At 66.4% G+C, this 10,616-nt stretch carries 9 protein-coding genes; 7 read left to right on the forward strand and 2 right to left on the reverse strand.

The features are described 5' to 3' along the window. Positions 1-3: 3 nt before the first annotated feature. Entirely contained in the window at positions 4-1,179 is a 1,176-nt protein-coding gene (locus tag RSO01_RS10435; protein ID WP_170302971.1) for an ABC transporter substrate-binding protein, read from the reverse strand. A 299-nt stretch (positions 1,180-1,478) separates the two neighbouring features. Between RSO01_RS10435 and RSO01_RS10440 the strand changes: the two genes are divergently transcribed. The 5 genes from RSO01_RS10440 (at position 1,479) to RSO01_RS10460 (ending at position 7,856) form a co-directional block, all read left to right on the forward strand. Next, complete coding sequence (locus RSO01_RS10440; protein WP_147148911.1) at positions 1,479-3,017, forward strand: acyl-CoA synthetase; 1,539 nt, start codon at positions 1,479-1,481, stop codon at positions 3,015-3,017. Positions 3,018-3,036: 19 nt separating this feature from the next. Next, the gene (locus RSO01_RS10445) at positions 3,037-4,050 is read left to right on the forward strand and encodes a DODA-type extradiol aromatic ring-opening family dioxygenase (RefSeq protein ID WP_218037301.1); all 1,014 of its coding nucleotides are present in this window, start codon (positions 3,037-3,039) and stop codon (positions 4,048-4,050) included. An 82-nt stretch (positions 4,051-4,132) separates the two neighbouring features. Continuing rightward, positions 4,133-5,836, forward strand: coding sequence for an N-acyl-D-amino-acid deacylase family protein (locus tag RSO01_RS10450; protein WP_147148913.1), 1,704 nt, complete (start codon positions 4,133-4,135; stop codon positions 5,834-5,836). 63 nt (positions 5,837-5,899) lie between these two features. After that, positions 5,900-6,820, forward strand: a complete 921-nt coding sequence (locus tag RSO01_RS10455) for an NADP-dependent oxidoreductase (protein WP_147148916.1) — start codon at positions 5,900-5,902, stop codon at positions 6,818-6,820. A gap of 145 nt (positions 6,821-6,965) precedes the next feature. After that, the gene (locus tag RSO01_RS10460; RefSeq protein ID WP_147148918.1) at positions 6,966-7,856 is read left to right on the forward strand and encodes an NAD(P)-dependent oxidoreductase; all 891 of its coding nucleotides are present in this window, start codon (positions 6,966-6,968) and stop codon (positions 7,854-7,856) included. Positions 7,857-7,918: 62 nt separating this feature from the next. Here the strand turns inward: RSO01_RS10460 and RSO01_RS10465 are convergent, their stop codons facing one another. After that, positions 7,919-8,980: an enolase C-terminal domain-like protein gene (locus RSO01_RS10465; RefSeq protein ID WP_147148919.1), complete on the reverse strand. Its 1,062-nt coding sequence runs from the start codon at positions 8,978-8,980 to the stop codon at positions 7,919-7,921. A gap of 33 nt (positions 8,981-9,013) precedes the next feature. On the opposite strand from RSO01_RS10465, the gene RSO01_RS10470 reads away from it, so the two are divergent. Together RSO01_RS10470 and RSO01_RS10475 are read left to right on the forward strand one after the other, a co-directional pair. After that, on the forward strand, positions 9,014-9,208 hold the full coding sequence (locus RSO01_RS10470) for a hypothetical protein (protein ID WP_147148921.1): 195 nt from the start codon (positions 9,014-9,016) through the stop codon (positions 9,206-9,208). Then, on the forward strand, positions 9,208-10,596 hold the full coding sequence (locus tag RSO01_RS10475) for an amidase (RefSeq protein ID WP_147148923.1): 1,389 nt from the start codon (positions 9,208-9,210) through the stop codon (positions 10,594-10,596). The genes RSO01_RS10470 and RSO01_RS10475 overlap by 1 nt, the downstream gene beginning before the upstream one ends. The last annotated feature ends 20 nt before the right edge of the window (positions 10,597-10,616 follow it).

The raw sequence follows: 10,616 nt of genomic DNA on the forward strand, positions 1-10,616 counted from the left end.
CGCCTACGATGCCCGGTAGATCTGCTTCAGCTGCGCCTGGGCGTCAGCAATGACCTCCTTGGTCGACTTGCCGGAGCAAGCCTTGGCGAACATGTCGATGACCACGAACTTGGCGATCGTCTCCGACTGCGCCCGGCTGAGCGGCGCGGGCCAGCCCGGCAGATGCGCCGTTTTAAGCGCATCTCGATAGGGCAGGTTGCGCGGCTCGACCTTCCACATCGGCGCCTCGTCGTAGTGGTGCAGGAACGGCTGGTAGTAGGTGACGGCGATGTCGTACCACGGGCCGGCCTGGGCCGGAGCCATCAGCCAGCGGAGAAAGTCCTTCGCCGCCTTCTGGTCCTTGGTGTGGGCGAAGATCGAGTGGCAGAGCGGGTTCAGCATGTGGAAGCGACCCTTCGGCCCCTTGGGGTTCTCCGACTGGTCGATCACCTTAGCCATGTCGGGGAAGTCCTTCTTGGCCGCCCACAGGATCGATTCGGCGTTGTTGGTGCAGGAGATCTGCTCCGACAGGAACGCCTTGTTGTTGTTGACGTCGGTCCAGCCGAGGCAGTCCTCGACCATGGTCTCCTTGTAGAAGCGGCGGCAGAAATCGACCGCGCGCGCCGTCTCGTCGGAATCGATGACGATGGTCTTGCCATCGGCCTCGACCTCGCGGGCGCCGTAGGACCACAGCAGCGGATAAAGCCAGCCGTGATTGTCGCCGAAGCCGTGGCCGAGCTCGAAGCCGAATGGATGGCCCGCCTTCTTGAGCTTGATGCCGGCCTCCAGGAGCTCGTCCCAGGTGTCGGGGAACTTCTCGTAGCCGGCCTGCTTGAACCAGTCGGTGCGCCAGTTCATGAGCTGGCCGATATTGCCGAATGGGATGGCTTTCCACTTGCCGTTGACCACCACCGATTCCTGGGCCGATTCGTACCAGCCGCCGCTTTCCTTGCCGATCTCGGCGGCGATGTCGCTGACATCGACGAACTTGTCGTCGAACAGGAAGGCCCAGTTGAAGCCGATCGCGGTCATGTCGGGGCCGGAGGCATTCTCGGCCGCGGTGGTGACGCGGGTCAGCAGGCTGCCGACGCTCACCACCTCGTAGTTCACCTTGATGCCTTTTTCTTTTTCATAGGCGGCCGCGAGCTTGTTCTTGAAGAAAGCGTCGTACGGCGGCACGAACGAACTCTCGTGCATCATCGTCAGACTCTTGGTCTGGGCTCGGACGGCGGGGGCGCCTAACAGGGCGCCGGCAGTGCTGTACGCGGTAAGCTTAAGGACGTCTCGACGAGACTTACGGGAACTCAACGCCATGGCGAAGTCCTCCCTTTTGCTTATAGCGGGCGGGAGCATAGCGGAGGGATTTGGCCTGCACCAACTCTTACTGGTCCGCTTATGACTATCCGAACTTTTGATGTGCAATGCGGCAAACGCGGCGGCGATGGACAAAACCCGACACCGGTCGGAAGCTCGATCCACATAAGCTGCAGGGGAAACGAATGACGTCGGGTATTCCGGCAGAGGATTGGATCGCCTATCACGCACGCTTCGCACCTCGGTCGGAGGCGGCGTACGACCTGGCGTCCGGCCGGCGCTTCACCTACGCCCAGTTCGATGAGCGCATCACGCGCGGTGCGCTCTGGCTCGCACATGCCTTCGGGATCGGCCAGGGCGACCGCGTGGCCGTGCTCAGCATGAACGACACCGACGTCTTCGAGCTTCAGTTCGCCTGCAGGCGGCTGGGAGCGATCTTCCTGCCGCTGAACTGGCGCCTCGCCGCGCCCGAACTCGAGTTCATCTGCAAGGACGCCGGGCCGGTCGTCCTGATCCATGGCCAGGAGTTCGCCGATGTGGCCTTGCAGGTGGCGAAGCTTGCGGGCGTGGCGCACACCGCCGATATCGCCAACGGCAAGGCCAGCGCCTACGAGGCGGGACTGGCAGCCGCGCGCGGCACGATCGATCCCCCGGTGCGCGAGCTTCCCGCCCTCGATTTGGCCGACATCTGGACCATCATGTACACCTCGGGCACGACCGGCCGGCCCAAGGGCGCGCAGATCACCTACCAGATGTGCATCTTCAACGCCATCCAGTCTGCCGTGATGGTCGGACTGACGGCGCAAAGCCGGAACCTGGTGTTCCTGCCGACCTTCCATACCGGCGGGCTGAACGTCTACGCCAATCCGACCTTCCACACCGGCGGCTGCAACGTCGTCATGCGCAGCTTCGACCCCGCCCGGTTCCTGCGGCTGCTGAGCGATAAGGCGCTCGGCCTCAGCCATGCGCTGGGCGTGCCGACCAACTTCCTGATGCTGGCGCAGGAGCCGGGTTTCGCCGATGCCGATCTCTCGCACATCGTGTCGCTCGGCATCGGCGGCGCGGCGGCACCCCTGGCGCTGATCGAGGAGTACGGCCGCAAGGGCATCAAGCTGCAGCAGTGCTGGGGCATGACCGAGACCGGGCCGATCGGCCTGCTGCTGTCGGGCGACATGGCGTTGAGCAAGGTCGGCTCGTCAGGCCTGCCGCCGCTCTATGTGCGGCTGAAGATCTGCGACCCCGACGGCAACGAGGTGAAACGCGGCGAGACCGGCGAGCTGATGATCAAGGGGCCGACCGTCACGCCGGGCTACTGGAACCGGCCGGAGGCCAACAAGACCTCTTTCACCCAGGACGGCTGGTTCCATACCGGCGATGCCGCGCGCCAGGACGACGACGGCTACTACTATATCGTCGACCGCTGGAAGGACATGTTCATCTCGGGTGGCGAGAACGTCTATCCGGTCGAGGTCGAGAACGTGATCTACCAGCTCGACGGCGTGCTGGAGAATGCCGTGGTCGGCGTGCCGCACGAGAAATGGGGTGAGGTCGGCCGCGCTTTCGTGGTGCTGAAGAACGGCGCTAATCTCGATGAGGCCGCGGTGATCGAGCACTGCGGCAGCCAGCTCGCCCGCTACAAGGTGCCGAAGGAGGTGCGTTTCATCGGCGAGCTGCCGCATAATGCGACCGGCAAGGTGCTGAAGCACCAGCTTCCGCGCACCTGAAAGGTCGGGAGGAACGCGCATGGCCAGCATCGTCTTCGGCGCCGGCACCTCGCACACGCCGATGCTCAACATGACGGCCGAGGAATGGCCGTTGTTCGAGGAAGTCGACCGGCACCGTCCGCACCAATATCCGGACGGGCGGGCCGCGACCTACGACGAGCTGCTGGTGAAGGCGCCGGCGTCGCTGCAGTCGGAGATCACGCCGGACAAGCATGCCAGCCGTCACGGGGAGGCGATGGCCGCTCTCGGCAGGCTGCGCGACGGGCTTGGCGAAGCCCGACTCGACGCGCTGATCGTCGTCGGTGACGATCACAAGGAGCTCTATCACGACGACAACATGCCGGCCGTGTTGGTCTATCGCGGCAAGACGATCGCCAACGTGCCGAACCGCACGGGACGGACGACCGCGGGCTCCCATGTCGACGGGGCACGCCGGCCGAACTGGATGCAGCGCGCCGCCGCGCGCTACTACGAGGAGAGCGAGACGCGGCATTATCCCGTCCATGCAGGGCTCGCCAATTACCTGATCGGTGCTTTGATCGATCGCGAGTTCGACGTGTCGTCGGCCAATGCTCTGCCGGCGGGAGAAGGCGAGGGGCACGCCTTCGGTTTCGTGCATCGCACGCTCATGACGGCGGCGATCCCGGTGGTGCCGATCGTGCTCAACACCTACTACCCGCCCAACCAGCCGTCGCCGCAGCGCTGCTACCGGCTCGGCCAGGCGATTCGCGAGGCCGTCGAAACCTATCCGGAGGACCTGCGGGTCGGCGTCGTGGCGTCGGGGGGCTTGAGCCACTTCACCATCGACGAGCAGCTCGACCGCGAGGTGGTCCGGGCGCTGAAGGAAAAGGATGCCGGTGCGCTCCAGGACCTGCCGCGCGCGCGGCTCAACTCGGGCAACTCCGAGATCCGCAACTGGATCTGCGCCGGCGGGGCGCTGGAACACCTCGATCTGCGCTGGGTGACCTACTGTCCGGGCTACCGGACGCCCGCTGGCACGGGCACCGGCCTGTGTTTCGCCCGTTGGGGGTGACGCGACGCAGCCATGCCCTGGCGACGTTGTTCCGGCAAGTTTTCTGCCGATACGATGCCGGCCACCCAATTGGAGTTTTCTCATGTCCGCACCCAGCCTGGTGATTCGCAATGGCACCATCGTCGATGGCTCGGGCGGCGATCCGTATGAGGCCGATCTCGCCGTCGCCGACGGCAAGATCACGGCGATCGGCGGCGCCATCCCCAAGGGCGGTGAAGAGATCGATGCGCGCGGCAAGCTTCTGACGCCGGGCTTCGTCGATGTGCACACGCACTACGACGCGCAGGTGACCTGGAGCGAGCGGCTGTCGCCCTCGTCGTGGAACGGCGCCACCACCGTCCTGCTGGGCAATTGCGGCGTGGGCTTCGCGCCCTGCCACGAAGACCAGCACGACATGCTGATAAACCTGATGGAAGGCGTGGAGGACATTCCCGAGGTCGTGATGACCGCGGGCCTGCCGTGGAACTGGCATAGCTTCCCCGACTATCTCGATGCCATCGCGGCCCGGCGCTACGACATCGACGTCGCGACCCAGGTGCCGCATGCCGCGCTCCGCGTCTACGTGATGGGCGAGCGCGGCGCCAATCGCGAGCCCGCCACCGAGGCCGACCGCCGGCGCATGGCCGAGCTCGCGGCCCAAGGCTTGCGTGCCGGTGCGCTCGGTTTCTCGACGTCGCGCACGCTGAACCATCGCGCCGCCGATGGCCGCAGCATCCCGACCCTGCGCGCCGAGGAGGCCGAGCTGACGGCGATCGCCCACGCCATGCGCGAGGCCGGCGCCGGCTGGCTGCAGATCGTGTCGGACTTCGAGGACCAGGCGGGCGAGATCGGCCTGTTCCGAAGGCTGGCAAAGGAGTCCGGCCGGCCGGTCACCATCTCGATGCTGCAATCGCATGTACGGCCGGACAACTGGCGCACGCTCCTGGCCGAGATCGACGAGGCCAACGCAGAGGGCTTCCGCATCACAGCGCAAGTGCGCTCGCGGCCGACCAGCGTGCTTTTGGGGTTCGAGCTGTCGCAGAACCCGTTCATGGGCCGGCCGTCCTACAAGGCGATCGCCCATCTGCCGTTTGCCGAGCGCTTGGCCCAGTTGCGCAAGCCGGAGTTCCGGGCGCGCATTATGAGAGAGGCGTTCGAGGGCGGCGGCCGAGAGCGCCGCGTCGATCGCTGGGATCGCATGTTCCCGTTCGGCGATCCGCCGGACTATGAGCCCACGCCCGACAAGAGCATCGCCGCCCGCGCCGCGCGGGAAGGGCGCACGCCTGAGGAGGTGGCCTACGACCTGCTGCTGGAGCGCGATGGCCGCGAGATGCTGTACCTGCCGGTGACGAACTTCGCCGCGGGCAACCTTGACGTCGTCGGCGAGATGATCGCTGCGCCCAACACACTGATCGGCCTGGGCGACGGCGGGGCGCATGTCGGCATCATGTGCGACGCCACCGCGACCAGCTACACGCTGACCCATTGGACGCGTGATCGCGGGCGCGGGTCGCTGTTCCCGGTGGCGTGGGGCATCAAGCGGCTCAGCCACGACAATGCCGCGGCGATCGGGCTCAACGACCGCGGGCTGCTGAAAGTCGGCATGAAGGCCGACATCAACGTGCTGGACTACGACAACATGTGCCTGCGCGCGCCCGAGGTGGTCTATGACCTGCCGGCCGGCGGCAAGCGGCTGGTCCAGCGCACCGACGGCTTCGACGCCACCATCGTGTCGGGCGAGGTCGTCTATCGGCACGGCGAGGCGACGGCTGCATTGCCGGGACGGCTGGTCCGCGGCGCGCGCTAAGTCTTTGCTGGGAGCGCGCCACTCCGTGGCGCATCATGCGCGGCACGGAGTGAGAGGAAACCCATGAAAGCAGCTTTCATCGAGAAATTCGGCGGACCAGAGGTCCTGACCTACGGCGATCTGCCCGATCCGGTCGCGGGACCGGGTCAGGTCGTGGTCGACACCGTGGCGGCGAGCATCAACGGCGCCGATCCGAAGGTCGCCTTGGGCGAGTACAAGCAGACCAAGTTCCCACTGATCCTGGGCCGTGATTTCTCCGGCAAGGTCAGCGCCGTCGGCGAGGGCGTCACCGACCTCAAGGTCGGCGACGACGTGTTCGGCGTGCTCGAGACGGGCCGCGACGGAACCTACTGCGAAAAGATCGCGGTCGGCGCCAATGTCGTCGCCAAGAAGCCCGCCGACCTGGCGCACGTCGATGCCGCGGCCATGGCGCTGACCGGCTTGACCGCGATCTGCGCGATCGAGAACTCGCTGCAGCTCAAGGCTGGCGAGACCATCCTGATCCAGGGCGGCGCGGGCGGCGTCGCAGCCTTCGCCATCCAGCTCGCCAAGCATATCGGCGCGGGCGTCATCAGCACCTGCAGCACGGGCAATGTCGATTATGTGCGCAGCCTGGGCGCCGATCACGTGATCGACTACAGCACCACCGACTTCACCAAGGAGGTCAAGGATTGCGACGCGGTGTTCGAGACGGTGGGCGGCGACGTCGCCACACGCTCCTTCGCCGTGCTGAAGCCGGGCGGACGCGCGACCTTCATCGCCTCCGGCCCGACGGCACCCAAGCCTGAGCGCGGCGACGTGACGGCGCTGAGGCCGGCGGTGCCGCGCGAGCGCAAGTACATGGAGCGGATCGCCGAACTCTATGGCAAGGGCGTAGTCCGGCCGCAGCACGTGACGCTGTACGAGCTGGCCAGGGCGCGCGACGCGCTCAGCGTCAGCGCGGCGCGGCACTTCAAGGGCAAGCTGGTGTTGAAGGTGAAGTAAGGCTCTTCGTCGTCTCGACCGGAGCGCGAAGCGCGGAGCGGAGAGACCTTCTCTCCACGACAGGCAGCTTATTGTAGACAGGAGGTCTCTCCGCTCGGGCCCGCGGCCCTCGGTCGAGACGACGGCGAAGATTAGGGAGGAAGCAGTGAAAGTCGGTTTCATCGGCGTTGGCAACATGGGCGGTCCCATGTGCCGCAACATCATCAAGCGCAGCAATCACCAGGTGACGGTGTTCGACCTGAACGCCGCGGCGGTGAAGGCCTGCACCGATCTCGGCGGCACGGCGGCCAAGTCCATCGCGGAAGTGACCAAGGGCGCCGACCTCGTGCTGACCTCGCTGCCCATGCCTAAGGACGTCGAGGCCGTGACCCTGGGCGACAACGGTATCCTCGCGAACATCACCAAGGGCCAGACCTACATCGACCTCAGCACCAACGCGCCGTCGATGGTGAAGAAGGTTGGCGCCGCCATGGCGGCCCGGGGCATCGCCATGCTCGATGCGCCGGTGAGCGGCGGCACGACCGGCGCCGAGGCCGCGACCATCGCCATCATGGTCGGCGGCGACAAGAAGGTGTTCGACGACGCGTTGCCCGTGCTGCAGTCGTTCAGCGCCAACGTCATCCACATGGGTGGGCTGGGCAGCGGCACGGTGGCCAAGCTGGTGAACAACATGTTGTCGTTCTGCAACATGTCAGCCCTGGTCGAAGGCATGATGCTGGGCACCAGCTACGGCCTCGATCCGGACAAGCTGCTGCACGTGATCTCGACCTCGAGCGGCAACTCCAACGCTATCAAGAACTTCACGCTGCGCGCATTGCCGGGCAAATACTCGCCGCCGTCCTTCGCCCTCGATCTCGCCTACAAGGACCTGCATCTCGCGCTCGAGCTGGGTGACGAGCTCGGCGTGCCGCTCTACCAGGGCGCCTCGACGCACAACCTGCAGCGCCTGGCCAAGGGCATGGGCTTCGGTCCCGACGACAGCACCTCCGTGCTGCGCGTCTACGAATCGATGCTGGGCCGCAAGGTCAAGGCGTAACGGGAGCGCGGGCCTCCGGTCCGCTCATGATCAAGAGGCGGGCCAGAGGCCCGCGCTCCCAACTACAGGCGATATTTCTCCAGGAAGGCCGGATCCGGATCGAAGCCGAGGCCGGGTCCGGTCGGGACATTGAGCTCGGGCTGCCAGCGCGTCAGCCCGCTGTCGCCGTACATGTCCATATGCGGCAGGGCCTCGATCACGGCGTAGTAGGCAGACTCCTTCATCGTTGCCAGGAAGTGCAGCGTGGCGAGCCCGGCCGGCCCAATAAACGGCGTGTGCGGTGCGATCGAAACGCCGCGCGGGCCGAGCAATTCCACGGCGCGCCGATTCTCCGACACGCCGCCAATCATGCAGATGTCGGGCTGCAGGACGCCGACCGGTGGCCTGGCATAGACCGCGAGCTGTTCGGCCGATCCGAGGTCGGCGCCCAGCCCAACGACGATGCCGTGGAGTTGCGGTGAGCCGAGCAGGGCTTCAGGCGGCCACACCGGATCTTCCAGCCACAAGAGGTCGAGCGCCTGCCAGCGTGTGCGGTGCGCTTCGACATCGGCCAGGGCATGGGCGTTGTTGCAGTCGGCGACGAAAGGCAGGCTCGGGCCGACGACCTTCCGTGCCGCTTCGATGACGTCGAGATCGAACTCGTGGACCTTGACGGCGGCGACCTTGGCGGCCAGCGCGTCGGCGACACGCGCCGTGACCTTGGCCGCGTCGTTGTAGCGATCGAGGCTCGCCATCACCGGCACGCGCGTTCGCTCGGCACCACCCAGCAAGTCCGACAGCGAACGGCCGGCCGCCTTGCCGGCAATGTCCCAGAGCGCCATGTCGATCGCGGCAAGGGCATTGAGATTGGTGCCCGAGCGGCCGAACGAAGCGAAACGAATCCGCGCTTCGACGTTCAGCCGCTCGCGGTCCTCCACAGACTTGCCGAGGAACAGCGGCGCGATGGCGTCGGTGATTGCCGAGACCAGGCTCTGCTGCATGGCCGGCCGCAGGCACAGGCATTCGCCGTAGCCGACCAGGCCAGACTTGGCAGTGACCTTGCATAGGACGAGATGCAGCGCGTCGGCGCCGCCCGTCGTCTTCGGAATCCGCAGAGCGATAGGGTCTATGCGATCGATGATCATGCGCTATCGTGCACCCTCCGGAAGATGAAAGGAATGCCCGTGCCTCCCTCGATCGACGAAGCCGAACTCGATGCCATCCTGAAGCGTGCCGGCCTCTCGCTGACGCCGGAGCAGGTGAAAGGAATCCTGCCCGGAGCCGCAATCTTCCAGCGCCTGATTGCGCTTGTGAACGCGCCGCTGCCGCGCGAGGCCGAACCTGCTCTTACCTTCGACGTGGAGCAGAAGTGATGTCGATCCTGACTATTGCGGAGGCCGCCAAGCTGATTGCGGCGAAGAAGCTGTCGCCGGTAGAGCTGGCCAAGACCCATCTCGACCGCATCGGCCGCCTCGATCCGCAGCTCAATGCATTCCTGATGGTGACGGCGGAGCGGGCGCTGGCCGACGCCAAGTCGGCGGAAGCTCGGCAGATGTCTGGGTCGCTGCACGGCAAGCTCGACGGCATTCCGATCGCGCACAAGGACATCTACAACACTGCAGGCATCCGCACGACGGCGCATTCCAAGCTCCTGAAGGACAACGTGCCGACGCGCGACGCACGCACCGTCGCCAAGTGGGTGGAGGCGGGCACCGTGATGCTGGGCAAGCTTTCCACGCACGAGTTCGCCTTCGGCGGACCGTCGTTCGACCTGCCTTGGCCGCCGGCGCGCAATCCCTGGAACCGTGAGCATTTCACCGCGGGCTCGTCCTCGGGCACCGGAGCGGCGGTCGCGGCTGGACTCATCATGGGCGGCACGGGGTCGGACACCGGCGGTTCGATCCGCGGCCCGGCGGCGCTCTGCGGCATCGCCGGCATCAAGCCGACCTATGGTTTGTGCAGCCGCGTCGGCATCCTGCCGCTCGCCTATTCGCTCGACCATGCCGGGCCGATGGCCTGGACGGCAGAGGACTGCGCGCTGCTGCTGCAGGGCATGGCCGGCCATGATGCCGAGGACCCAGCCAGCGCCGACCGCCCCGTGCCGGACTTCACTGCCGAGTTGGGCAAGGGCGCCAAGGGGCTGCGCATCGGCGTGGTCCGGCACTTCTTCGAGACCGACAATCGCGCGTCGGATGCCACGCGCGCCGGCATCGACGGGGCCTTGGATTTCTTCCGCAAGGAAGGGGCCGAGGTCCGCGACATCACTCTGTCGCCCATGGTCGAGTACTTCGCGGTCGGCTGGCTGATCATGATCACAGAAGCCTTCGCCCTGCACGGTCCCTGGCTGCGCGAGCGCTTCAACGACTACAGCGAGATGCTGCGCGATCGCGTGGCTCTTGCTGCGATGCTGACCGGGCCTGATATCGTCCAGGCGACGCGCCGCCGGCGCGTGCTGTGCCGCGAGATGGCCGAGGCGATGGCCGACCTCGACGTCATCGTCATGGCGTCGGCGCCCGCCGAGGCGCCGCGTATCGACAACGTGCCCAAGTGGTCGGGCATCGAGAAGCCGTCCTTCACCATGCCGTGCAACGTCACCGGCTTTCCGGCCATCAGCATCTGCACCGGCTTCGGCGAGGGCGGCCTGCCGGTGTCCATGCAGCTCGCCGGCAAGCCGTTCACCGAGCCGACGCTGTTCCGGGCTGCCCACGCCTACGAGACGGCGATGCCGTGGCGAGCGAAGCGGCCGGCGATGGCGTCATGATGGGCTGGGGGCGCGCCACT

Origin of the sequence: Reyranella soli (genome assembly GCF_007992495.1) — a bacterium.
Lineage (GTDB): Bacteria > Pseudomonadota > Alphaproteobacteria > Reyranellales > Reyranellaceae > Reyranella > Reyranella soli.